Origin of the sequence: Allobosea sp. CCNWLY174, from assembly GCF_037120455.1 — a bacterium.
Classification (GTDB): Bacteria; Pseudomonadota; Alphaproteobacteria; order Rhizobiales; family Beijerinckiaceae; genus Allobosea; species Allobosea lupini.
In genome coordinates this window covers 412,136-434,465 of the sequence record NZ_JBBBBQ010000003.1, presented here as the reverse complement: position 1 = coordinate 434,465, position 22,330 = coordinate 412,136, and the positions used below count along the sequence as shown (strand labels likewise).

23 protein-coding genes are annotated in these 22,330 nt (G+C 67.6%); 8 read left to right on the top strand and 15 right to left on the bottom strand.

The features are described from left to right. Positions 1–10: 10 nt before the first annotated feature. Positions 11–886 (bottom strand): LysR substrate-binding domain-containing protein, encoded by an 876-nt coding sequence (locus tag V7S63_RS13090; RefSeq protein WP_336530526.1) that lies wholly within the window; start codon positions 884–886, stop codon positions 11–13. Positions 887–996: 110 nt separating this feature from the next. Here V7S63_RS13090 and V7S63_RS13085 point away from each other — a divergent pair, with 110 nt between their 5' ends. Continuing rightward, positions 997–1,611: an urea carboxylase-associated family protein gene (locus V7S63_RS13085; RefSeq protein WP_336530525.1), complete on the top strand. Its 615-nt coding sequence runs from the start codon at positions 997–999 to the stop codon at positions 1,609–1,611. Positions 1,612–1,624: 13 nt separating this feature from the next. Next, positions 1,625–2,557: a LysR substrate-binding domain-containing protein gene (locus tag V7S63_RS13080; RefSeq protein WP_336530524.1), complete on the top strand. Its 933-nt coding sequence runs from the start codon at positions 1,625–1,627 to the stop codon at positions 2,555–2,557. Here V7S63_RS13080 and V7S63_RS13075 read toward each other — a convergent pair. Both V7S63_RS13075 and V7S63_RS13070 read right to left on the bottom strand, forming a co-directional pair. Further along, positions 2,535–3,422: a polysaccharide deacetylase family protein gene (locus V7S63_RS13075; RefSeq protein WP_336530523.1), complete on the bottom strand. Its 888-nt coding sequence runs from the start codon at positions 3,420–3,422 to the stop codon at positions 2,535–2,537. The genes V7S63_RS13080 and V7S63_RS13075 overlap by 23 nt on opposite strands. A 19-nt stretch (positions 3,423–3,441) precedes the next feature. Next, positions 3,442–4,104, bottom strand: a complete 663-nt coding sequence (locus tag V7S63_RS13070; RefSeq protein WP_336530522.1) for an FMN-dependent NADH-azoreductase — start codon at positions 4,102–4,104, stop codon at positions 3,442–3,444. A gap of 227 nt (positions 4,105–4,331) precedes the next feature. Here V7S63_RS13070 and V7S63_RS13065 point away from each other — a divergent pair, with 227 nt between their 5' ends. Then, on the top strand, positions 4,332–4,622 hold the full coding sequence (locus V7S63_RS13065; RefSeq protein ID WP_336530521.1) for a hypothetical protein: 291 nt from the start codon (positions 4,332–4,334) through the stop codon (positions 4,620–4,622). A gap of 29 nt (positions 4,623–4,651) precedes the next feature. Here the strand turns inward: V7S63_RS13065 and V7S63_RS13060 are convergent, their stop codons facing one another. Beyond that, positions 4,652–5,527 (bottom strand): dioxygenase family protein, encoded by an 876-nt coding sequence (locus tag V7S63_RS13060; RefSeq protein WP_336530520.1) that lies wholly within the window; start codon positions 5,525–5,527, stop codon positions 4,652–4,654. A 143-nt stretch (positions 5,528–5,670) separates the two neighbouring features. Beyond that, positions 5,671–6,300, bottom strand: a complete 630-nt coding sequence (locus tag V7S63_RS13055; protein WP_336530519.1) for a nuclear transport factor 2 family protein — start codon at positions 6,298–6,300, stop codon at positions 5,671–5,673. A 79-nt stretch (positions 6,301–6,379) separates the two neighbouring features. Between V7S63_RS13055 and V7S63_RS13050 the strand changes: the two genes are divergently transcribed. Next, positions 6,380–7,195, top strand: a complete 816-nt coding sequence (locus V7S63_RS13050) for a sugar phosphate isomerase/epimerase family protein (protein ID WP_336530518.1) — start codon at positions 6,380–6,382, stop codon at positions 7,193–7,195. A gap of 103 nt (positions 7,196–7,298) precedes the next feature. Next, positions 7,299–8,045 (top strand): IclR family transcriptional regulator, encoded by a 747-nt coding sequence (locus tag V7S63_RS13045; RefSeq protein WP_336530517.1) that lies wholly within the window; start codon positions 7,299–7,301, stop codon positions 8,043–8,045. An 18-nt stretch (positions 8,046–8,063) separates the two neighbouring features. On the opposite strand, the gene V7S63_RS13040 is transcribed toward V7S63_RS13045, so the two are convergent. Continuing rightward, entirely contained in the window at positions 8,064–9,119 is a 1,056-nt protein-coding gene (locus tag V7S63_RS13040; protein ID WP_336530516.1) for a Gfo/Idh/MocA family protein, read from the bottom strand. A 154-nt stretch (positions 9,120–9,273) separates the two neighbouring features. On the opposite strand from V7S63_RS13040, the gene V7S63_RS13035 reads away from it, so the two are divergent. Continuing rightward, positions 9,274–9,969: a TetR/AcrR family transcriptional regulator gene (locus V7S63_RS13035; protein WP_336530515.1), complete on the top strand. Its 696-nt coding sequence runs from the start codon at positions 9,274–9,276 to the stop codon at positions 9,967–9,969. Positions 9,970–9,975: 6 nt separating this feature from the next. Here V7S63_RS13035 and V7S63_RS13030 read toward each other — a convergent pair whose 3' ends face one another. From V7S63_RS13030 to V7S63_RS12990, 9 genes are all read right to left on the bottom strand, one after another. Further along, positions 9,976–10,872, bottom strand: coding sequence for a polyphosphate kinase 2 family protein (locus V7S63_RS13030; RefSeq protein WP_336530514.1), 897 nt, complete (start codon positions 10,870–10,872; stop codon positions 9,976–9,978). A gap of 76 nt (positions 10,873–10,948) precedes the next feature. Next, complete coding sequence (locus tag V7S63_RS13025) at positions 10,949–11,941, bottom strand: hypothetical protein (RefSeq protein ID WP_336530513.1); 993 nt, start codon at positions 11,939–11,941, stop codon at positions 10,949–10,951. Between the two features lie 145 nt (positions 11,942–12,086). Beyond that, positions 12,087–13,217: a GNAT family N-acetyltransferase gene (locus tag V7S63_RS13020; RefSeq protein WP_336530512.1), complete on the bottom strand. Its 1,131-nt coding sequence runs from the start codon at positions 13,215–13,217 to the stop codon at positions 12,087–12,089. Next, entirely contained in the window at positions 13,214–14,434 is a 1,221-nt protein-coding gene (locus tag V7S63_RS13015; protein WP_336530511.1) for a hypothetical protein, read from the bottom strand. Before V7S63_RS13015 ends, V7S63_RS13020 begins: the two co-directional genes overlap by 4 nt. Further along, positions 14,431–15,312: a ThiF family adenylyltransferase gene (locus V7S63_RS13010; RefSeq protein WP_336530510.1), complete on the bottom strand. Its 882-nt coding sequence runs from the start codon at positions 15,310–15,312 to the stop codon at positions 14,431–14,433. Before V7S63_RS13010 ends, V7S63_RS13015 begins: the two co-directional genes overlap by 4 nt. Further along, complete coding sequence (locus tag V7S63_RS13005) at positions 15,309–16,271, bottom strand: hypothetical protein (protein ID WP_336530509.1); 963 nt, start codon at positions 16,269–16,271, stop codon at positions 15,309–15,311. The genes V7S63_RS13010 and V7S63_RS13005 overlap by 4 nt, the downstream gene beginning before the upstream one ends. Next, positions 16,271–19,678 (bottom strand): acyl-[ACP]--phospholipid O-acyltransferase, encoded by a 3,408-nt coding sequence (locus V7S63_RS13000; protein ID WP_336530508.1) that lies wholly within the window; start codon positions 19,676–19,678, stop codon positions 16,271–16,273. The genes V7S63_RS13005 and V7S63_RS13000 overlap by 1 nt, the downstream gene beginning before the upstream one ends. 213 nt (positions 19,679–19,891) lie before the next feature. Further along, positions 19,892–20,170, bottom strand: coding sequence for a YiaA/YiaB family inner membrane protein (locus tag V7S63_RS12995; protein WP_091837337.1), 279 nt, complete (start codon positions 20,168–20,170; stop codon positions 19,892–19,894). A gap of 38 nt (positions 20,171–20,208) precedes the next feature. Next, positions 20,209–20,901, bottom strand: coding sequence for a PspA/IM30 family protein (locus tag V7S63_RS12990; protein WP_336530507.1), 693 nt, complete (start codon positions 20,899–20,901; stop codon positions 20,209–20,211). A 108-nt stretch (positions 20,902–21,009) separates the two neighbouring features. Here V7S63_RS12990 and V7S63_RS12985 point away from each other — a divergent pair, with 108 nt between their 5' ends. Together V7S63_RS12985 and copM are read left to right on the top strand one after the other, a co-directional pair. Continuing rightward, entirely contained in the window at positions 21,010–21,627 is a 618-nt protein-coding gene (locus tag V7S63_RS12985; protein ID WP_336530506.1) for a TetR/AcrR family transcriptional regulator, read from the top strand. A 103-nt stretch (positions 21,628–21,730) separates the two neighbouring features. Further along, a complete protein-coding gene (gene copM, locus V7S63_RS12980) occupies positions 21,731–22,114 on the top strand; it encodes a CopM family metallochaperone (protein WP_336530505.1) in 384 nt (127 codons plus the stop codon). The last annotated feature ends 216 nt before the right edge of the window (positions 22,115–22,330 follow it).

Sequence of the window (22,330 nt, the reverse complement as noted above, 5' to 3'; positions counted from 1 at the left end):
TCGCAAGAGATCAGGCCGTCAAAGCCTCGCGCAGCGGGACCATGAACTCGCGCGCGAGCTGCGACAGCTCCTCGTGCAGCGGATGCAGGATGGCGATCTCGTAGGAGATCGCCGGCCGGAACGGCCGGCACACGATGTCGGCCGTGAACGGCGCACTGACCACGGGATCGACAATCCCGACACCGATGCCGGCGGCGACGAGCTCGCAGGCCGAGGAGAAGAACTCCGTCTCGGCAACGACATTCCAGCGCGCGCCATATTCGGAGAAGGCAGCGGCGAGCTTCTGGTAGACGGGATCGCCGCGGAACAGGGTGACGAAGGGCAAGCCGTCGAGATCGGCCGGGGTGATCTCCTCGCGTTCCGCCAGGGGATGGCCGAGCGGCAGCATGCACTGGCACTGATAGCTGAAGACCTCCATCTGCGCCGTCGGATAGTCGAGCGGCAATTCGGCGATGGCGAAGTCGAAGGTCCGCGTCGACATCAGCTCCTTCACGCTCTGCGATGCCCGCGTGATGATCTTCATTTGCAGGCCCGGCCGCTCGGCGGCGAAGACCGAGAGCAGCCGCGGCAGCAGCGCGATCGAGATGCTGGGATAGGCGGTGATCGCGAGATGCCCGCGCTTGCCGGCCCGGATCTCTCCCGCCACCCGCATAGTGTTCTCGACCGCCTCCAGCGCCCGGCTCGCCTCCGCATAGATCAGATGCGCCTCCGCCGTCGGCTGCAGCCGCGTGCCGCGCCGCACGAACAGCGGCACGCCGAAATCATGCTCCAACGCGGCGATCATCGTGCTGACGCCGGGCTGCGAGATCCCGAGAAGTTCGGCGACGCGCGTCATCGTGCCGTGGATCATCAAGGCGCGGAAGCATTCGAGCTGGCGCAGGCGCATGCTAGCTTCATATGATTTTCTGATAATGAAGCCAAATCAAATTATTGGATTTGCATAACGATTGAGGGTTTCCTTGCCGGCATAGCGAATGAGCCAGCGAGGAGATCGCCATGAACAAGCAGGTCGGAGCGCTCCAGCCGGCGCTCGAACTGATCCCGGCCCGCAGCGGCGTCGCCGCAAGGGTCAAGCGCGGCCAGAGCGTCCGCGTCGTCAATACTCATGGCAAGCAGGTCGTGGACACCTGGGCCTTCAGCGCCGCCGATATCGACGAGCACCTCTCGATGGAGCACAGCCGGGCCGCGATCCTGAAGCTGATGCCGGCGGTCGGCGACACGCTGGTCAGCAATCGCCGCAACCCGATGCTGACCGTGGTCGAGGACACCACCCCCGGCATCCACGACATGCTGATCGCCGCCTGCGACGAACATCGCTATCGCCAGCTCGGCGCGCACGGCCATCACGACAGCTGCACCGACAACCTCAAGGCCGCGCTCGCCGAGCTCGGCATCGCCGTGCCGCTGACGCCGAGCCCGCTCAACCTGTTCATGAACGTGCCGGTGCGCGCCGATGGCAGCCTTGCCTTCGAGGCGCCGGTCAGCGAACCCGGCCAGCATATCGCCCTGCGCGCCGAGATAGACCTGATCGTCGTCTTCTCGGCCTGCCCGCAGGACATGGTGCCGGTCAACGCCATGCATCCGACCGACGCGCACTACCAGATCGCCTGACGGGAGGCTCATCATGCGCAAGCTGCCTTCGCTCAATGCGGTACGCGCCTTCGAGGCGACGGCGCGCCATCTCAGCTTCACCCAGGCCGCCAACGAGCTCTGCGTCACGGTAACGGCGGTGAGCCATCAGGTGCGCCATCTCGAAGCCGTGCTCGGCCTGAAGCTGTTCGAGCGCCAGGCGCGGGCGCTCGCGCTGACCGCCGCCGGCGAGACGTTGTTCCCGCTTCTGCGCGACGGCTTCGATCGGCTCGCCGATGCCTTCGCTTTGCTCGACGATACCCGCTCGGCCGACTCCGTTACCGTCTCGACCACCCGCGCCTTCGCCGAGCGCTGGCTGATGCCGCGCCTCCCGGCTTTCCACGCAGCCCATCCAGCGATCACCGTCCATATCGACGCCTCCGAGGAGGTGATGGACCTGCGCGCCGAGGGCATCGACCTCGCCATCCGCTATGGCCCGGTCCCGGCCGATCAGCGTCAGACCGTGCTGCTGGAGGACAGCTACATCGCCGTCGCTTCCGGCGATCTCTGCCCGGCCGGACGCCGCGCAGGCATCGCCGACATGCTCGGTCGCCCGCTGATCGGCTACCGCTGGAAGAACCGCGCGCTCGAAACTCCGGACTGGTCGGCCTGGCTGGCGCAGGCGCTGCCGGGAAGGGTGCCAGACTTCCGCCAGTCCTGGTTCAGCGAGGAGACTTTGGCCTTGCACGCCGCCGGTCGCGGGCTGGGCCCGCTGCTGTGCAGCGGTGTCCTCGTCGACGATGCCTTGCGCGACGGCAGCCTGGTGCGCCTCGACGGCGGCAGCCTGCCGGGCTTCGCCTTTCGGCTGGTCGAGGGCGCGACGCCGCGCAAGCGCTCGACCGTGCTGTTCCGCGACTGGCTGCGCGCCGAGGCCGCCGCCTTCCGCCGGCGCGAGGCGCCCGAGCTCACCCTGCCACAGGCTGCGTGAAATAGGGCAGTTCCTCGGTCCGGACCTGGTATTCGCCGGCCGCGACCAGTCGCTCGACATGAGCGACGATCTCCTCCAGCGGCGCGAACCAGACCTTGCGCGTCGCCAGCACCTGCTCGAGCCAGCGCTCGACCACGGCCCAGCGTGCCAGGCGCCCGGTCAGGAACGGGTGCCAGATCCCCATCCAGAAGCCGCCGGCCTCGTATTGCGCCTCGAACTCGGCGAAGGAGGCCGCGAGGCCCTGCTCCGGCGGCTGCACCGGCATCATGTAGCCGATCTCGGCATAATGGGCGAAGGGCGGCCAGTCGTCCGAGCCCCAATGCGGCGGCACCTCGTAGAGATGCTTGCCGCCCGACCGCATCCGGTAGGGGATGTCGTCTGCCATCAGCGAGGAATCATAGGAAAAGCCGTGCTCGATCAGGAGGTCGATCGTCGCCTGCGTCGCGTTGTAGACCGGCGCGCGATAGCCGCGCGGCGTGAGACCCGTCATCCGCCGGTGGATGGCGAGCGCCTTCTCGAAGGCGCTGCGCTGCGCCTCCGGCGAGATCTCGGCCGGGTCCTCATGGAGATAGCCGTGATGGCCGATCTCGTGGCCTCCCGTCAGGATCGCCTCGACGGCCTCTGGATAGCGCTCCATCGTCCAGCCCGGGATGAAGAAGGACTGCTTCAGGCCGAGCCGGCGATAGGTTTCGAGGATGCGCGGCACGCCGACGGTCGGCCCGTAGCGCCCCATGGTGATCGGATACAGCCGGTTCCAGCTGTCCTTCGGCCTGGCGATATGGATCAGGCTGTCGGCATCGACGTCGAAGGTGATGGCGCAGGCGCAGCGCGCCCCGTTCGGCCACGGGATCGGATTCTGGATCAAGGCCTTTCGACTCCCTCACCTAGGCCGCTTCGGCGCGGCGGCCGGCGATGAGCTCGTCGACCAGCCCCGGCACCGCGGCATGCGCCTCGGCGATCGAGCGCTTGTGCCGGGCATCGCCGAACTCCTGATAGTCGATCGCGATCGTATGGATCGATTCGACGCCGAGATAATGCGAGCAGGTCCGGATATGCGGGTCGAGCTGGTTCATGTCGGCACGCACGCCGCCCGGCCCGAAGCCGAACTCGCCGCGCGAGCTCAGCACCACGAGCGTCTTGCCGCTGAGGATCGGCTCCAGCGGAAAATCGCCGCGCGCCAGGTCGAAGCTGAAGGTCTTGCCGATCCGGATGATCTTGTCGAACCAGGACTTGAGCTGCGCCGGCATGCCGTAATTGTACATCGGCGTGCCCATGACGATGACATCGGCGGCGGCGAGCTCTGCGATCAGCTCATCTGACAGAGCGAGCTCCGCCTTGTGCTCCGGCGTGCGGGCCTCCTCGGGCGTGAACGCCGCTGCGACCCAGGCCTCATTGAGGAAGGGCGGCGGATCGCGCCCGACATCGCGGGCGATCACATTGGCGGCGGGCTCGCGCGCCAGCCAGGCCTCGACGAAGGCCCTTGACAGGGCACGGCTGAGCGAGCGGTCGCCGCGGGCGCTGGCGTCGATGTGAAGAAGCGTCGTCATGGCAGGTCCTCATTGCGGCGGCAGGCCATCAGGCCCGCCGGTTGCAACGAAGATGGGTCGCCGCCCGCGGTCGCACCAACGAGTTTTTCTTCAGGGCTCTGAAGAGATTTTCATCACGCGTCCCGGCGCCGCTAAACGCTTGCCGAAGCGCTGTTTTCCGACCTTTCCGACCGGGCCAAGAATCTCTCAAGCCCGGTTGAGCAAATCTCACTTTCCGAGGCCGAGGCATGCTGCTGCCATCGTGCGGGATGGGCGAAAAACGATCCGAGGGGAGCCCAATCCTCATTCCAGTACGGGAGATCAGCATGACCCTGACCAGGCGAGACATGGCCACGGCGCTCGCGGCGAGCGTTGGAATCACAGCCCTGCCGCGCCGGGCGAGCGCGGTCGGAGCAGCATCGAGCGCGATCCGGCTCTCGGCTATTTCTCCCGAGGTCGCCGGCCGGGATTGCGGCTCGGGCGAAGAGCGCGTGGCCGATGTGCTTGCGAAGGCGCATCGCGGCAAATTGCCCCGCTAGAGCCCGTTCCATCGACGACGGGCAGAGGCTCAAGCCACGCGCCGTTGCGGCGCCAGCGCGAAGTCGTAATGCAGGTGGCGATAGGGCCGGTCGACCCGCGTGCCATCGGGAGCCGTGCCCGCCGGCATTTTGGTGAAAGGACGGATCAGCGAATCCTTGACGCCGAATACGACGTCGGAGTCGAGATAGGCATCGCCCTCGACGAAGACATGGGTGACGAGCGGCTCATGCGCCGGCGCAGCGATCATGAAATGCACATGGGCCGGCCGATAGGGATGGCGCCCCTGCGCCGCCAGCATCTCGCCAACCGGCCCGTCATTCGGGATCGGGTAGGCGGCCGGCATGATCGTCCAGAAATGGAAGGCGCCATCCGGCGCAGTCCGCAGCCTTGCCCGCATGGCAAGACCGTGATCCTCGTCGAACTGCTGGACGTCGTAATAGCCTTCGCCGTCGGAATGCCAAACATCGACCGCCGCGCCGGCCAGCCCCGGACCGCCGGCTGAGCTGACCGAACCGGTGACCAGCAGCGGCACGCCGGCGAGCCCTGGCGAGATATTGGCTCCGAGCGGCAGTTCCGGCGGCTCCTGCACATAGAACGGGCCGAGCACCGTGGTCTCCGTGGCGCCGCCCGGGAGGTGGTGATTGATCGCGTCGACCAGCATGGAGACGCCGAGCGCGTCCGAGAGCAGGATGAACTCCTGACGGTTGGCGGTACACATGTGCCCGGTACGGGTCAGGAAGGCGATCGCCCGCGACCACTCCTCCTGGGTCGGCTCGATCTCGCGCACGAAGTCGTGGAGATGGCGGATCAGAGCGTCGCTGACCTGACGGAGGCGCGGATCGCTGGCCTGCCCCACCCGCTCGCGGACGGCGGCGGTGATCGAGCGCTCGTCGAAATTTCTCACGCTGTTCTCCCGTTGCCTCGTCGCCAGTCAGACTTGGGGCACGTCCCTCGCAGCGGCGACGCCATCGGCCACGCAGAACGCCTCACCCTGCCGGATCGGCCTGGTAGACGAAGGGCTGGACAACCACGCTCGCCATGTCGGCCTCAGCTCGCCGGCGCCGCAGGCTCGTCGGCCGGTGCGCCCTTCAGCCAGCCGGCGCCGCGGGCATAGAGCGCCTCGACCTCGCGGCCGGTGAGCCCGGGCATGTCGGGCTTGACCTTGTAGCCGATGCGGGTCTGCAGATAGGCGAGATGGCGATAGCCCTCCGGAAAGCGCATCAGCACCTCGCGATCGAGCGCGAGCGTGGCGGCAGGGTCGACCGGATCGATCCGGTCCTTCTCGTAGATCGGCTGCCGCAGCACGATGCCCCAGCGCTCGTCGCGCTTCTCGAGGAAATCGTAGAAGCGGCCGGTGCAGACGACGTCGCAGACGACACCCTCGACCTCGGCGCGCTGGTTGATCGTCATCTTCGTCTGGGAGATCGCTCTTGCGCCCGCGACGTCGATCGCGATACCGCCGAGGAAGTGCAGGATGCGAACGCCGCGTTCGAAGCCCTCGCGGCTGACGCGGATGAATTCGTCGCCCGTCCCCTGGAACCAGGTCGCCATCATCCGTCCCTCGGGATGCCAGACGCCCCGGAAGCGCTCCCAGTCGCCGGCATCGCGCCAGACCACCCAATTCTCCAGGAGGTCGCGGATGGCGCGCCGGTCAGCCTGATCGCTCGCTGCGGTCATCGCTGCCTCCCCACAATTTGTTCATTTACAGGAACTAGTTTTGTATAATGGCCAACTCGAGTCAACCGGAGAGCAGACGATGAGATCGATCTCGCTCGCGCATCTCACCGTGCTCGATGCGGGCCCGCTGGAGCTGATCGATGCCGGCGTGGCCGGCGGCTTCGACGCGATCGGCCTGCGCATCGTGCCGCCACTGCCGGGCGATACGATCGTGCCCGTGGTCGGCGACATCCCCCTGCAGCGCCGCATCAAGGAGCGGCTCGCCGCGACGGGCATTCGCATCCTCGACATCGAAGCCATCTGGTTGTCGCCGCAGACCGCTGTCGACCATCTGGAGCCAGCTTTGGACGTCGGGGCCGAGCTCGGCGCGCGCCATGTGCTGACCGTCGGCTTCGATGTCGAATCCGCCCGCCTCCTCGACAATTTCGGGCGCCTGTGCACGCTGGCGAACGCACGCGGGCTGCGGCCGATGCTGGAGTTCATCCCGTATGCGACGATCGCCGATCTCGGCAGCGCGCATGAACTCTTGCGGCAGGCGGCGCCCAGGGATGCCGGTCTCCTGGTCGATGCGCTGCACCTCAGCCGCTCGGGCGGCAGCCCAGCCGACATCGCCGGTTACGACCCCGGCCTGTTCTCCTACATCCATCTCTGCGACGCCCCCGCCGCGCGCCCTCCTGCCTCGGGCTTCCGTGCCGAAGCGCGAGCGGAGCGGCTCTATCCGGGGCTCGGCGAATTGTGGCTGGACGCATTTCTCGACGCGTTCGCGCCCGATACGCCGGTCGGGGTCGAGGCGCCTTCGGCCGCTTTCGCGTCCTGCTCGCCCATGGAGCGCGCCCGGCGCGCGGGCGACGCCACAAGGCAGCTGCTTGCCCGAAACGCGGCCGCCCGCCCCTGATCTCCCGCTTTTCTCCCTGGGAAGAGCTTGCTAAGTTTGTTCATACTGATGAACTGAGGGATCCAGGTTGAGGGTAGAGCCGACCGAAGACACGCGCAGCACCGTGAAATCGGCCGATCGGCTGCTCGACCTGTTCGAATTGCTGGCGCGCGTCAATGGCGGCCTCTCGCACAGCGCGATCACCGCGGCGCTCGGCATCCCCAAGAGCAGCCTGACGCAGCTTCTCAAGACCGCGACGGGGCGCGGCTACGTCGCCTATTCGGCTGCCGGCAAGAGCTATCGCCTGGGCGAGCGCTTCACCAGCATGGCGCGCCTGACCTCACGCCGGCAGGACCTCGTCGGGCTGGCCCAGCCGGTGCTGGAGCGGATCACCGCGCAGACCGGCGAATCCGCGGCGCTGAACATGCTCAAGGGCGACGACGCGGAAGTGGTGGCGACCGTTAGCTCCTCGCAGCGGCTGGTCTCCCATATGCGGCTCGGCGATCTCGCGCCGCTCTATGCGACCTCCGGCGGCAAGATCATCCTGGCGCATATGCTGCAGGATCGGCGGGACGAGTACCTGGCGCGCGTAAGGTTCGAGCCGATCACGGCCAACACGCTGTCCTCAGCGGCGGAACTCCGCCGGCAGCTCGACCAGATCCGGCGCGACGGCATCGCCTATTCGCACGAGGAATTCACCCCGGGCATCATAGGATTGGCGAAGGCGGTGCTGGCCGAGGACGGACAGGCGCTCGGCTCACTCAACGTTGCCCTCCCAGCGATCCGCTACACCCCGCGGGCGGAAGCGCTGATCGCGGATGCGCTCGACGAAGCGGTGGCGGAGCTCCATCGCCGGCTCGCCAGCGCCTGACGCGCGACCGCGGCAGGTTCAGCACGCCCCGTAGCGCTCGCGCAGGTCGATCCGCTGCCCGCTCGCGGCAGCCTCGGCTACGGCGAGCGTCGCGATCAGCGTGCGCGCGCCGTCCTCGACCGGCTGCAGCGAGGCAGCCTCGCCCCTGACCAGGGCGCGGAAATGGTCGAGCTGGGCGATATAGGGGTCGAGCGTCGGCGCATGGATCCGCTGCGCCTGGATCGGCAGGTTCCAGCTCGGAGCCTCACTTCCTTGCGTCCACTGCACCAGATTGGGGAATTCCAGCGCGCCGCGGCTGCCCATGAAGCGATAGCTGCTCTCGCCGCTGAACGGGAACTCCGGCGACTCGCCGACGCCCTGTTCGGTGGTCCAGGGCGAGACGGCGCTGTCGCTGACGAAGAAGCTGCCGATCGCGCCGTTCTCAAACTCGATCAGGACCCCGGCCGTGTCCTCGACGGCAAAGCCGCGCCGGCGGTTGGAGAGGACGGCGCCGACCGCGACGATCTCGCCGACGGAAAAGCGCAGGAAGTCGATCTCGTGGATCAGGTTGATCAGCACCGGCCCGCCGCCGGCCTGCGTCCGCCAGGGCGCCGCACTGAAATAGGCGTCCGGCTTGTGCACCGCCCAGATCGCCGAGACGCCGACGAGGTCGCCGATCCGGCCCTCGTTCAGCAGGGCACGCAAGGTCGCGACCTGGCGATGATGGCGGCGATGATGGCCGACCAGCGAGCGGATGCCGGCGGCCTTCGTCGCCTCGATCAGCGCAGTCGCCGTCTCCAGCGTGTCGGTGACCGGCTTCTCGATCAGGATATGAATGCCGCGGCGGGCGCATTCGATGCCGTTCTGCGCATGAAGCTGGTTGGGCGAGGCGATGATGACAGCGTCCGGACGGGTCTCGTCGAGCATCGCGCGATAGTCGGCGAAGACGCGCGCATCGGGATTCTGGGCTGCGACCTGCTCGGCATTGACGTCGGCGATCCCCGCCAGCTCGAAGTCGGGATGCGCGGCGATCTTGGCCAGATGCTTGCGCCCGATCAGCCCCGCGCCGATCACGCCGATTGCGATGGTCTTCATAGTACCACGGCTCCCTATGACCGCCATGCGCCGCTGCTATTAACTTGCAGGATAATTGCGATCCGATTAACCCGGTGGATAATTACTGTCAAGCGCGGTAGGATGAGCTGATCGGGCAAGCCTCCCAATCGGAACGGGCAATCGGGATCGCGGGATGACAGCAGTGACCACGCGCAGGCCGGCCCGCAACGAACCGGCCAAGGTCCGCCGCCGGGATCGCGAGAAGACGAAGGCCGAGATCCTGCAGATCGCCTTCGAGGAGTTCGCCGAGAACGGGCTGCTCGGCGCCAATGCCGACGCGATCGCCGCGCGGGCGGGGATCACCAAGCGATTGATCTTCTACTATTTCAACTCGAAGGAAGAGCTCTTCGTCGCCGTGCTGGAGATGGCTTATGGCAGGATGCGCCAGGCGGAGGAGAGCCTGCATCTCGAGACACTCGCACCGGAGGCGGCAATTCGCGGGCTCGCCGAGTTCACCTTCGACTTCCACCAGGCCAATCCGGAATTCGTGCGGCTGGTCGCGATCGAGAACATCCATCGCGGCCGGCATGTCGCCAGCAGCGAGACGCTCCAGCAGATGACAAGACCGATCATCGGCCAGATCGAGCGCGTGCTCGCCAAGGGCAAGAGCCTCGGCGCGATCAGGCCGGAGATCGATGCCCATGCGCTCCATGCCACGCTGAACGCCCTCTCGATCTTCTCGGTCGCAAACCGGCACACCTTCGAGGCGCAATTCCGATGGGACATGTCATCGTCGAAGGCGAAGCTCCGCCAGCGGGCTGAGATCGCCGAGGTGCTCTGGCGCTATGTCCGCAGCGACGACGCCTCACCCTCCAACGAAGCCGGCTGACCCGCCTCAGCGCTTGCGCTTGCCGTCCTCGGCCAACAGTTCCTTTCGGGCCCTGGCCATGACCTTGCGGGCCTCGTCGTCAACCACCGGGAACTGCGGATCGAGCTTTTCCAGCCGGTTGACGATCGTCGCCGCGACGATCAGCCGGGTGAACCATTTGTTGTCGGCGGGAACGACATGCCAGGGCGCGTGCTTGCTCGCCGTCTCGGCGATCGCGTCCTGGTAGGCGCCCTGATAGTCGTCCCAATGCTTGCGCTCGGCGAGATCGCCCGCATCGAACTTCCAGTGCTTATCGGGCTCGTCGATCCGCGCCAGCAGGCGCCGGCGCTGCTCGTCCTTCGACAGGTTGAGGAAGAATTTCAGGACGACGGTACCGTTGCGGGCCAGATGCTTCTCGAAATCGCGGATGCTCTCGAAGCGATCGCGCCAGACATGCTTGCCGATGAGCTTGGGCGGCAGTCCCTGCTTGCGCAGCAACTCTTCGTGCACGCGCACGACCAGCACCTCCTCGTAATAGGAGCGGTTGAAAATGCCGATCTCGCCGCGCTCCGGCAGCGCGCACGCGGTGCGCCAGAGGAAATCATGGCGCAGCTCCAGCGAGCTCGGCGCCTTGAAGGAGGTGACCTCGCAGCCCTGCGGATTGACGCCGGACATGACGTGCTCGATCGTCCCGTCCTTGCCGGCGGTGTCGATCGCCTGCAACACGATCAGAATCGACCAGCGCTTCTCCGCAAAGAGCCGTTCCTGCAGCTCGCGCAGGCGCTTGACGCCGGTCTGCAGCGATTCGCGCGCGCCGTCCTTGTCGAGGTCGAGGCCGCAGGTCTCGCCGGGGTCGAAATGCTTCAGCTTGAAGTCATCGCCGTCCGTGACCCTGAAGCGCTTGACCATCTCGTCCGGCAGCATGCCTGGCATCCTCTCGCAGAAAGACCTTTGTTCAATCTGTCGCCCCGTCGCCGATTGTCCAGCCTTGCGGCTGCGTTCAGACAATCAGCTCCGCTACCGGCAACCGGGCTCGCACTGCCGCGGGTGCACCCGCGGCGAGGCCGAGCCTGAAGACGTTGACGAGGCGGCGACCTTTGGGAACGCCGTGTCGCTCGATAAGTTGCCTATTGCTCGCCGGCCGATCGGCCAGCACCGAGACCGGACAGGCGGCGAGCCCCTGCGCCGTCATCGCGAGCCAGGCCCGGTAGAAGGCGCGCCCGGTCACGAGCGGGTCCTCGCCCTCCGGCCGATGGAAGAGCGCGATGGCCCCGTTCGCGAACGTGCCGCGCTCGCTCACCAGCCTCGCTGCAAGACCCAGCCGACGCAGCGGCGGGAACAGCGGCCCGAGCACCAGCCTCGTCCCGAACGCGACTACGCCCGGCATCGCCATCGCCTCGGCGCTGAGCCCGTCGCGCACATAGGCCGGATCCGATCGCGACAGCCGCATCCAGCGCAGCAACTCGGCACGATGGGCGTCATCGCAGAGGAAGTGGAAGCTGGCCTCGTCGGCGAGCCGCGCGATCTCCCCCACCGCCGGCGGATCGCGAACGAGCAGCAGGTCGGTCGACGAAGCCGCCAGCCCATCCAAAGCTGCTTCGCCGGCTGGACCGAAGGCACGGAAACCACCGCGCCAGCTGATGCGGCTGGCGACCAGATCGGCCAGCTTATCGAGAGCGCCACCGGCTGCGGTAACAATACGCGCCACCGGCAACAGATCTCCCGAGATTGCGGCTTCAGTCGCAGGCTCGATCTCGACGATCCTCAGCCCATGCCGGCCGAGCGCCAGCGACAGCCCTTCGACCGCGGCACCGTGCGAGAGCCTGACGTCGTGCCCCGTGGGGTCGGCGGCCGGCAGGCGTCGCGCGATGTCTTCCAGCAGGAGCAGCACATCGCCGCCGACAAGCCGCCAGCGCGTCGGCTGGATGTTGTGGACGCTCGGGGCCAGCCGGACCTCGGCGAGCAGGTCTTCGAGAAGAGAAGGGTCGAGCATCAGCCTGCGTCACCCATAGATGTCATCCCGGACAAGCCGCCGCAGGCGGCGCCGATCCCGGCTCCATGCCTGAACCGTTCCGGAGTGGGTCACGGGTCTACGCTTCGCTCCGCCCGGGACGACCAGATGAGGAAGCAAGGCGTCATCATGAGACAGCATCGTGGTCGATCAGGCTCTTGGCGAAGAGGTGTAGCCGATGCAGCGGCTTAGCGCCCGCCTTCTGCGCCTGCCTGAGGCTCGGCCCGTTGACGTCGGCGATCCAGGTGCCGCCGAGCTCGTCATAGCCAGCTGCCTTGAGCGCGCTCGTCACCTTGTAGAGCATGGCGCCGTTGAGCCCGCGATTATGGAAGGCGCGGCTGACCGACTGGTAGACGATGACGGCGCGCCGGTTGGTCCAGCGATGCCAGAGGAACCGAAAAGGAAAGCTCGGGCCGATCCGCCCGCCGGCCACCTTCACCAGCGGGTTGAGATCGGGGATCGCGATGATCGCCCCGACCGGCTCGCCCTTGTGGTGCACCACGGTCGAGATGCGCTTGTCGATCACCCACATCATGTCGCCGGCCTGGAAGCGATATTCCTCCGCCGTCGGCGGCACGAACATCGGGTTGGCGTCGAAGCCGTCATTGAGGATGAGGCGCGACTCTTCCAGCCGCTCGGCGAAATGCCGGCGGTCGATCGGCATCCAGCGATAATCGGGATCGGCGAGGATCGCCTTTTGCTTGTCGCCGAGCAGCCCGGAAGGGTCCACATCGGCCAGCGCGATCCGGAAGGTCGTCATCGGGAAGGTCGGCGCATAGCCGTTCGCCTCGAGCAGCTGCGCGATATGCGGCGGGCTGAAGAGCATGTCGGTGAAAGGCGCGTTCTCGAAGCCGCCGGTGACGACGCCGGCCTGCTGCATCGCGGTCAGGTTGAAGTTGCCGACGAGCTCCGCCATGCCGCGCTCGCGCGCCCAGCTCTCGGCGGCACCGAGCAAGGCCGAGGCGATCTCGGGGTCATCGGCGCAGTCGAAATAGCCGAACTGGGCCCGAGCCGTGCCGTGGCGCGCATTCGAGGCGTCGTGGATCGCAGCGACGATCCGTCCGAGCGGTCGCCCGTCCTTCAGCGCCGTGAACAGCTCGAAGCGACCGTGCCCGTCCCTGACCAGCGGATTGCGCTTGGGGTCGAGCATGCGGTCGAAATCTGACCACATCGGCGGCACATAGGGGCTGTCGGCGGGATAGACCTCTGTCGTGACGGCAAAGGCGGCCTTGCGGTCGCTGCTGGCGATCTCGATCATGCCGGGACCTTGCTCGGTGCGCTCGCCAGGAGCCGGCGCACCAGCGCCAGCGCGGTCTCGGTCGCCGGATCGTCAGAGACCACCGGCACGGTCAGCAGCAACAGGTCGAGCGGTTCTTCGCCGAGCACGAGCAGATGGCTGGCGGAATGGGCCGCCATCAAGGCCGCGAGCCGTTCGGCGACCGGATCGGTCGGCGGCCAGGGCCAGCTTCGCCCGGAGGCATGGAGCACCCCGATCTCGCGCAGCGACGGCTTCAGGATGGCAGGATCGTAGTCGCGCAGCTCCGCCTCGCCGAGCCGGCGGGCATGGCTGAACAGCGGATGGCCGGCGAGCAGGGCGATCAACGCCTCCCGCGTCTCCGCCCGCGAATGGGCGAGCGAGCCGAGGACGCCGGGCGCCGTCGCATCGAAGAGGCTCGACAGCGCATCGACTGCGAGCGCAATGGCGAGCACGCCGGCGAGCGTCACGGCGCAGAGTCTCACGCCGTGGGCGAGGTCGGCACCGGGCGTGACATGCGCGGCGGCCGCCCCGAGCAGCAAGGCTGCCGCGACGCGCACGCCGAGCAGGTAGAAGCCTTGCCGGCGCGTGGGCGCCGCTCCACCCGTGACCAGCACGATCGAAACCAGCAGCAGTGCGCCGACACCGCCGAGCCGGACCGGCATGTCGGGCATCAGCTCCCGGAAATCGCTGAGCGCGAAGGGCAGGATCAGGAAGGCGCAGAGCGCCAGCCGCCAGACGCTGGTGTTCTCCGCCTCGGTCAGCGAGGCCGGGTCGCGCCGGAACAGCAGCACGCCACAAAAGGCGACCGTCAGGAACTGAAAACCGGCCAGCGCCAAATCATAGGCCCAGTGATGATCGGCGAGGCCGACGAGGCTGCCGAGCACGAGCAGGCCAGAGCCGGCGAGCACGGCGATCTTGCCTGCGCGCGGCGCATGCCGGCGCAGCATGCCCTCGGTGACGATCAGCGCCCCCAGCGGGAACAAAGCGGCACAGGCCAGCGCCAGTCGCTCGAGCAGCACGCTGCCGCTCCACCAGCTCAGGCCACGCAGCAGGAAGAGCGCGGCGACGAGCCCCATCGCCACGAGGAAGCGCGTCGTCAGCGCCCCGCGCGGATCGCGCCGGCGCAAGGTCAGCATGGCGACGGCGAGCCCCAGCGCTCCGCAGATGTCGACGATGGAATCGGCGACCAAAGCGGGATTGGCGAAGCCGCCATTCATGGCCCGGCCACCATCTTGGCCAGCGCCCGCACCACGAACGGCTTCAGCAGCGCCGCAATCGGCGCCGGCAGAGGCCGTTCGACCGCCGGCCGATGGGGATTGAAGAACCAGCCGCGGCAATCGGTGCCGGTGCGCCTGCCCAGCACGAGCGCGATCGCCTCATAGGCCATCATCATGCCGGTGGTGATCACCATCGGCGCGAAGGACATGCGACTGCGGCGGCCCGCCGCGACCTCGCCGGCGATGGCAAGGTCGACATGGTGGCGCGAGCGCGAATGCAGCATCACATGCGTCACCTCGCACAGCAGCGCCGCGCGCTTGTCGTCCTCGCTCAGCGTGCGCCAATCCTTCCCGAGCGTCGGGAAGCCGAGGCGCTCCTCCGGGCGCGGGTCTTCCGGCCGGACCACGATCACCGAGGGGAGCGGAGCCATATAGGCGTCGATCACGCTGGCGCCGGCGGCTTTCGCCGTGCGGTAGAGATGCAGACCCGCGGCGATGTCGTCCATGCCGTTGACGATCACCTGACAGCGCCCGGCGATCTCCGGCAGGCGCTCCGCCCATTGCGCACCGAGCACCTCGATCTCGATCTCCGGGTTGATCGCGCGCGCCGCCTCGGCGGCAGCTTCCGCCTTGGGCTGGCCGACCGTGCCGGCATTGGCGAAAACCTGCCGGTTCAGGTTCGAGATCTCGAAGACGTCGATATCGGCGATGACGAAACGGCCGACTCCGGCCCTGACCAGCGCCATGAAGGCGGCCCCGCCCATGCCGCCGACGCCGCAGACGAAGACCGTCGCCTGCCGCAACCGCGCCTGCTCGGCCTCGGTGACGAAACCGATATTGCGGGTGGTGAAGAGCTCGTAGCTAAACCCGGGAATCATGGCTTCGTCCTGGCGGCGCGTGGACGCAATGTGCCGAAACGCCTGCCATCGTCGAGCCAATGCAGCAAGGGCAGCACCAGCCTCTGCAGCAGCAGAAAAGCCGAGGCCCCGATGAGACCAGGCAAGGACGAGCGGGGGACCTGCCCGAGCAGGTAGCGCCGCGCCGCCGCGAGGTCCATGCGGCCGAGCTGGAGCACGTCGTCGCCGCGCTCGTAATCCAGCGTCTCCCGGCAGAACGCGTTGTAGCTGGCATCACGATGCTGGGCGGCCTGCTCGAAACTCTTCTTCAGATCGTCGGAGCCGCCGGTATAGGCGTCGGTGATCACCGAACGGGCTTCCTCGAAGCCGGCTTCATCGCCCACGCCGAAGACGTGGCGGTGCCCGCGCATGATCTGCCGGGCGAGGGTCAGATGCGCGAAGCTCTGGCGGCTGCCGGCATCCGGCGAGGGATAGACGTCGGAGAAGGTCTCGCAGACCATGCCGACCACGCTCGGGACCTGCGTCACGTTCGAGATCCAGCGCGGCCTGAGGCCCCCGCGCACGAACAGCACCAGCACGGTCAGGCCGTAAAGCACCCAGGAGAGCCCGCGCCCGCGCACCTCGGGATCGACCATGACGAGGCCGAGATGCGTGACCTGCTCCGGCTCGCCGTTGAGCTGGAGCTGCATCTGCGCCAGGGCGTTGAAGGCGACCGGGCGCCCGGTCGCCGTCTCGCTGATCAGGGTGACGATGCTCTGGCTCAGGCGCTCGCGCTCGCCGGAGAAGACGCCATAGGTCAGCGCGCCCTGCGCCAGCGTCCGCCCCGCCACGGTGCGCAGCTGCTCGACCAGCGCCGCGAGCTCGGCGTCGTCGAGCACCACGCCCGGCCGCTCGATGATCCGCGTCGTCAGGCCCGGCGCGGTCGCGAGCGTAAGGTCGAGCGTCGGCCGCCGCAGCGCCTTCAGCCAGAAGCCGAGCATCAAGCCACCGCCGGGGCGGGGGCCTGGCTACGCTCCTTTACCAGCCTGGAGATGCCGGCGAAGTCGAGCTTGCCGGAGCCGAGCACTGGCACGGCCGGCACCACCATCACCTCGGCCGGGATCATCAGGTCGGCGGCGCCCTTGCTCTTGGCGAAGGCCTGGAAGGCGGCGCGCGTTGCGTCCTTCTGCTGCGTCACCAGCACCAGCCGCTCGCCCTTGCGGGCATCGGGCAGGCTGGCGACACCGGAGAGCACGCCCGGCCAGCATTCGGCGGCCAGCGCCTCGACCGCGGCGAGTGAGACCATCTCGCCGGCGATCTTGGCGAAGCGCTTGGCGCGGCCCTTGATCGTGACGAAGCCGTCCTTGTCGATCACGACGATGTCGCCGGTGTCGTGCCAGCCCTCGGGCGGCGGCTCGAGCACGCCGGGATTCTCCGACTTGAGATAGCCCAGCATGATGTTCGGGCCGCTCACATGCAGCCGGCCGCCCTCCTCGACGCCGGGCATCGGCTCGAGCCTGGCCTCCATGCCGGGCATGATCCGGCCGACCGTGCCGAAGCGGTTGAACATCGGCGTGTTCAGCGCCAGCACCGGCGCGGTCTCGGTCACGCCGTAGCCTTCGAGGATGCGCAGGCCGAACTTCTCCATATAGGTCCGCCGCGTCGTGTCCTTCACCGGCTCGGCGCCGGCGACGATGTAGCGCAGCGAGCGCAGATCGTAGGGGTGCGCGGCGCGGGCATAGCCGGTGAGGAAGGTGTCGGTGCCGAACAGGATGGTGGCGTTGCAGCCATAGACCAGCTCCGGCACCATCCGGTAGTGCAGCGGCGACGGGTAGAGATAGACCGGCACGCCCGAGACCAGCGGCAGGACGAGCCCCGCCGTCAGGCCGAAGGAATGGAAGACCGGCAGCACGTTGAAGACCTTGTCGCGCCGGCCGAAATCGATCCGGGCCGCGGCCTGCGCCGCATTGGCCAGCATGTTCCGGTGCGAGAGCACCACGCCCTTGGGCGCCCCTTCCGAGCCCGAGGTGAACAGGATCGCGGCGCGATCCGAACCCTTGGCCTCTTCGATCCGCGTGCCATGGCGCCAGAGCGCCTTGAGCTTGTCTCCAGTCGAGACGGTGGCGCGCACGTCTTCCAGATAGACGATGCGAACCTCGGCCTGCAGCGCCTCGATCAATGGCCCCATCCGGCCCTTCTCGACGAAGGCGCGCGAGGTGACGATGGTCTTCACTTCAGCCGCCTTGCAGGCCGCGGCGATATTGCTCGCGCCGGCGGTGAAGTTGATCATCGCCGGCACGCGCGCCGCCGACATCAGGCCGAGCAGCGTCACAGCCGCACCATTGGCGTTGGGCAGCATCACGCCGATCGCCTCACCCTTGGCCGCGAGCGGCATCAGCTTGCGGCCGAGTACCTCGGCGCCGATCAGCAGGCGCTTGTAGGTGAGGCTTCCGGTGATCGGGTCCTCGACCGCGACGCGGCCCTTGCCGTTGACCACAGCCGCTTCCGCCACCGCCGAAAAGACGCTGCGGTCGATGTCGGTGGTCTTGAAGATCAGGTCGGACATGATCTGGTAGAGCGCCGCACCTGCCGCCTGGCGCCGCGGCTTGCCCTTCAGTTCTTCCGGCACGGTCAGCGAGACCGGCTCCAGCACGGTGACGCGCACCTTGGGGAACCAGCGCCGGCGCACCTGCTCGCGGGTCAGCCGCGAGAAGATCGTCGCTTCCAGACCCTCGATCCGCACCGGCACGACCTTGGCCCCCGACTTCTCGGCGATCATGCCGACGCCGTCATAGACCTTCATCAGGCTGCCGGTGACGGTGAGGCGCCCCTCGGGGAAGATCACCAGGCTCTCGCCGTTCTTCACGGCGTTGATCAGCGAGCGCGTCGCCAATGGCCGCGACGGATCGAGCGGCATGGCGCGCGTCAGCTTCAGGAAGGGCTTCACCCACCAGCGCTGGGCGATGCCGTGGTCGATGGCGAAGACCGGCTCCTTGTCGAGGATCGAGAGCGCCAGCGCCGCATCGAGGAAGGAGACGTGGTTCAGCGCGATGATGGCGTTGTCGCCGGCCTTGGCGATGTTCTCGCGGCCGGTGACCTCGACCCGGTAGAAGGCGCGGAACAGGATCGACAGGAAGTCGCTGAGCGGATTGGTCGGCAGCGTCCGCAGGATCCAGACGGACGCCGCGATGGTCAGCACGCCGATCAGCAGGAAGAGATGGCCGAGCGTCAGGCCCGCCGCCTGCAGCAGCGCGACGACGACGGCCCCGGCGACCATGAAGGCGGCCGAGAGCACGTTGACCGCGGCGACGATGCGGGCGCGTTTGTCGGCCGGGGCCCAGGCCTGCGTCGCCGCGAAGGACGGCACGACGAAGACGCCGCCGGCGATGGCGAGGCCGGCGAGATCGATGCCGACGCGCCAGGCGGAGGGTCCCGCGAAGAAGGCGCCGATATCCTGCGCCGGCTGATGCGCGACGATGCCCGAGACCGCCCAGCCGAGATCGAGCGCGAACAGGCCCATCACCACGCCGGCGACCGGCACCGGCAAGAGCACGATGCGCCCGCTCGACAGGAAGGAGCCGATGCCGGAGCCGACCGCGATCGCGATGGCGAAGATGCCGAGATAGGTCGAGACGACCATCTCGGTGCCGCCCATGCCGTTCTTCACCAGCGACGGCAGGAGCGACATCACCACCGCGCCGATCAGCCAGAACAGCGAGACCATGACGCCGGTGCGCCACAGCCTTGCATCGCCCCACAGATCCCTGAGCAGGTCGCGGGTCGAGCGCAGGATGTTGCGGTCGACAACGAGGTCGGGCGCCGCCGGCCCGGTCTTCGGGATGAACAGGGTCGCGACCCAGCAGGCCAGCGCGAAAACCAGGATCAGCAGGCTGAGCTGCGCGGCATCGCCGCCTTCGCGTGCGGTCAGGCCGCCGGCAATGGTGCCGAGCAGGATAGCGATGAAGGTCGCACCCTCGATCAGGGCGTTGCCGGCAGGCAACTCCTCAGGCTTCAGATGGTCGGGCAGGATGCCGTATTTGATCGGCCCAAACAGCGCCGCGATCACCCCGAACAGGCCGAGCGCGACGAACAACACCGGCACGGAATGCAAGGTGAAGCCGAGGACCGCGACCGCCGCCGCGCCGATCTCCGCGAGCTTGAGCCGCTGCGCCATCACCGCCTTGTCGAACCGGTCGGCCATCTGGCCGCCGACGCCCGAGAGCAGGAAGAACGGCGCGATGAAGAGCCCGCCCGCCAGGGTCACCAGCGCTTCGCCATGCGAGCCGGCGAGCTTGTAGAGAATGATGAAGACCAGCGCGTTCTTGAGAAAGTTGTCGTTGAAGGCGGAGAAGAACTGCGCCCAGAACAGCGGGGCGAAGCGCCGCTTCAGCATCAATGTGTCGATCATGGCGATCTCACGGGAAGGGACAGAGAGGTTGCATCGGCCGGGCTTTAGCAACTCTTGCCTGCGCCGGCCGATGTGGCGAAGCGGTTAAGTGAAGGTGACCGACAGAACCGTCATTGCGAGGAGTATTGCGACGACGCAATCCAGGGATGGCAGAGCGAGACCTTTTGGATTGCTTCGCTCCGCTCGCAACGACGATCGGCACCGTAGCGACACTCACAGAGCCGGCTTGCCGACGTCCATCAGTAGGCGCTCGGTGCGGGCATCCTCGATCCGGTTCACCAGCTTGGACGCCTCGTGCATGTCACGCACCGTCTTGGTCATGGTGATGCAAGACTGGACCAGCATCACGCAGCCCATGGCGAGATAGCCCTTGGCCCACCAGTCGAGCGGCAGGAACAGGATTCCGGCGCCGACCATGGCCGCCGCGGCGAAGAAGGAGGCGTAGGTGAAGCTGACCCAGGCGCCGCTATGGGGCTGTACGTTCTGGTTCATGGTTTGCTCCCGTCGGGTACGCTTGCAAAGGAAAGAGATCAATTCGCCTGGAACTGCCGGCCGCGCAGCCGCTCCAGCACGTCACCGGCGGTGGTCCGCAGCCTGGGGCCGAAGCCCTTGGCGGCGAGCTTCTCGGTGACCGAGGCCGCGGCCGCGCCGTCGAGTTCGTCGAGCGCGGTCTCGGCCGCCTCCGCCTCGACCTGGCGCTCGCGCAGGCGCTTCAGCGTCTGCTCGGCCTCGGCCAGCGTCGATTCATGGGCAGGGCCGATCTCGATCCGGCCCTGCCGCATCTGGCGTACGGCCTCCGAGGCGCGGGCGAGGCGCCGACCGCGGTCGAGTTCGGCGATGCGCGCCTGGGCCTGGCCGACATGGCGGCGCAAGCGGACGATCTCGGCGGCGAACAGCGCCTGCGCGCCCGCCGCCGCATCGCGATCGGCCTCGAGGGCCGCGATCGCCTCGGCGCCCTCGCGGGCGAGAACCTCGTCGCCGGCCGTGAGCGCAGCGGCGACCCGGTTCTCCAGATCTGTGATGCGGGCATGGCTCGCGGCGAGCCGCTCGCTCTCCTGCCGGTCCTGTGCGATCGCGACCGCAAGTGCCTTCTTGGCGCGCTCGAAAGCGCCGGCGGCATCGCGCATCTGCTGGTCGAGGATGAGGAGCGCGTTGCGATCGGCGAAGCGCTCCTCGGCAATGGCGGCGCTGCCGCGGACGAAGGTGAGAAACATCTTGAACATTGACGCTTCCTTGCTATGAACGTTGTTCATGAAACAAGGCATAGCCCAACCATGAACGTCGTTCAAGGAATATTTTGAACGAAGTTCACAAAATTTGAGATTGACGGAATGACCACGACGGCAGCGCGCCGCGAGCGGCAACGCACCCAGTTGATCGACGCAGCCGAAAGGGCCATCGCCGAGAGGGGGCTGGCCGGCCTGAAGGCGCGCGAACTGGCGCAGGAGATCGGCTGCGCGCTCGGTGCGATCTACAACCTCGTCGCGGATATGGACGAGCTCGTCCTGCGCGTCGGCTCACGCACGCTGGCACGGCTCGATGCGGCGCTGAGCGCGGCCGAGGGCGAGGATGCGCCGGCCTGCGCGGATGCCGCAGCCGCCAGGCTGGTCGCGGTCGCCCTCGCCTATTGCGCCTTCGCCCGCGAGAACCTGCAGCTCTGGCGCATCCTGTTCGAGCACCGCATGGCGGAAGGCGCGGTGGTGCCGGACTGGGCGGTGAGCGAGCAGATGACGCTGTTCCGCCACATCCTCGAGCCGCTCAGCGTGCTGCTGCCGGATCGTGCCGAGGCGGAGCGCATGCTGATGAGCCGGACCCTGTTCTCGGCCGTGCACGGCGTCGTCGCGATCGGGCTGGAGCAGAAGCTGATCGCCGTCCCGCATCGCGATCTCGATCGCCAGATCGAAGGTTTGGTCCGCCTTATCTGCAGGGGGCTCACTGCCCCGGCCTGAGGCTGGCGAGCGACAGCCGGATCGCCAGGCCCGCCGCGCTGATGACATGATCGGCACTGAAGGTTCGGGCATATCGGATCCGGCCTCCCGAAAGGACATCAGCATGACCACTACCCGCAGCCTCCTGGCGGGCGCCGCCCTCTTCGCCACGCTCGGCCTCGCCGGCTTCGCGGTCGCGCAGGGCCATCAGGGCCATGGCAGCCATGGCGCGACGACGCCTGCCGCCGCCAATACGGCCGCGACGCAAGGCTACAAGGCCGCCAACGACAGGATGCACAAGGAGATGGACATCGCCTTCAGCGGCGACGCCGATGTCGATTTCGTCCGCGGCATGATCCCGCATCACCAGGGCGCCATCGACATGGCCAAGGTCGTGCTCGCCCACGGCAAGGACCCGGAGCTGCGCAAGCTCGCCGAGGGCGTGATCACCGAGCAGGAAAAGGAGATCGCCTTCATGCGCGCATGGCTGAAGCAGCGCGGCAAGTAGTGCCTGTCGCCTACCTTGGGTTGGTGAAGATCGAGGGTAGGTTTCCCGCCGCCGCTTGCCCTGCAAGGCCGGCACTGGCAGAGAGGCGCTTCAGAGTCTGTTTGACACCTCCGCCCTCATCCTGAGGAGCCGCGCAGCGGCGTCTCGAAGGATGCTCCAGATGGTTCCGGAGCCTCCTGAAGCATCCGTCGAGACGCCATGCCTGCCGCATGGCTC

Bases quoted from the DNA above. Each gene is read 5' to 3' on its own strand.
- V7S63_RS13000 (WP_336530508.1), bottom strand. From the start codon at position 19,678: ATGATCGACACATTGATGCTGAAGCGGCGCTTCGCCCCGCTGTTCTGG.
- V7S63_RS12990 (WP_336530507.1), bottom strand. From the start codon at position 20,901: ATGTTCAAGATGTTTCTCACCTTCGTCCGCGGCAGCGCCGCCATTGCC.
- V7S63_RS13085 (WP_336530525.1), top strand. From the start codon at position 997: ATGAACAAGCAGGTCGGAGCGCTCCAGCCGGCGCTCGAACTGATCCCG.
- V7S63_RS13005 (WP_336530509.1), bottom strand. From the start codon at position 16,271: ATGCTCGGCTTCTGGCTGAAGGCGCTGCGGCGGCCGACGCTCGACCTT.
- V7S63_RS13040 (WP_336530516.1), bottom strand. From the start codon at position 9,119: ATGAAGACCATCGCAATCGGCGTGATCGGCGCGGGGCTGATCGGGCGC.
- V7S63_RS13010 (WP_336530510.1), bottom strand. From the start codon at position 15,312: ATGATTCCCGGGTTTAGCTACGAGCTCTTCACCACCCGCAATATCGGT.
- V7S63_RS13070 (WP_336530522.1), bottom strand. From the start codon at position 4,104: ATGACGACGCTTCTTCACATCGACGCCAGCGCCCGCGGCGACCGCTCG.
- V7S63_RS13090 (WP_336530526.1), bottom strand. From the start codon at position 886: ATGCGCCTGCGCCAGCTCGAATGCTTCCGCGCCTTGATGATCCACGGC.
- V7S63_RS12985 (WP_336530506.1), top strand. From the start codon at position 21,010: ATGACCACGACGGCAGCGCGCCGCGAGCGGCAACGCACCCAGTTGATC.
- copM (WP_336530505.1), top strand. From the start codon at position 21,731: ATGACCACTACCCGCAGCCTCCTGGCGGGCGCCGCCCTCTTCGCCACG.
- V7S63_RS13080 (WP_336530524.1), top strand. From the start codon at position 1,625: ATGCGCAAGCTGCCTTCGCTCAATGCGGTACGCGCCTTCGAGGCGACG.
- V7S63_RS13030 (WP_336530514.1), bottom strand. From the start codon at position 10,872: ATGCTGCCGGACGAGATGGTCAAGCGCTTCAGGGTCACGGACGGCGAT.
- V7S63_RS13050 (WP_336530518.1), top strand. From the start codon at position 6,380: ATGAGATCGATCTCGCTCGCGCATCTCACCGTGCTCGATGCGGGCCCG.
- V7S63_RS13065 (WP_336530521.1), top strand. From the start codon at position 4,332: ATGCTGCTGCCATCGTGCGGGATGGGCGAAAAACGATCCGAGGGGAGC.
- V7S63_RS13015 (WP_336530511.1), bottom strand. From the start codon at position 14,434: ATGAATGGCGGCTTCGCCAATCCCGCTTTGGTCGCCGATTCCATCGTC.
- V7S63_RS13055 (WP_336530519.1), bottom strand. From the start codon at position 6,300: ATGACCGCAGCGAGCGATCAGGCTGACCGGCGCGCCATCCGCGACCTC.
- V7S63_RS13035 (WP_336530515.1), top strand. From the start codon at position 9,274: ATGACAGCAGTGACCACGCGCAGGCCGGCCCGCAACGAACCGGCCAAG.
- V7S63_RS13025 (WP_336530513.1), bottom strand. From the start codon at position 11,941: ATGCTCGACCCTTCTCTTCTCGAAGACCTGCTCGCCGAGGTCCGGCTG.
- V7S63_RS12995 (WP_091837337.1), bottom strand. From the start codon at position 20,170: ATGAACCAGAACGTACAGCCCCATAGCGGCGCCTGGGTCAGCTTCACC.
- V7S63_RS13020 (WP_336530512.1), bottom strand. From the start codon at position 13,217: ATGATCGAGATCGCCAGCAGCGACCGCAAGGCCGCCTTTGCCGTCACG.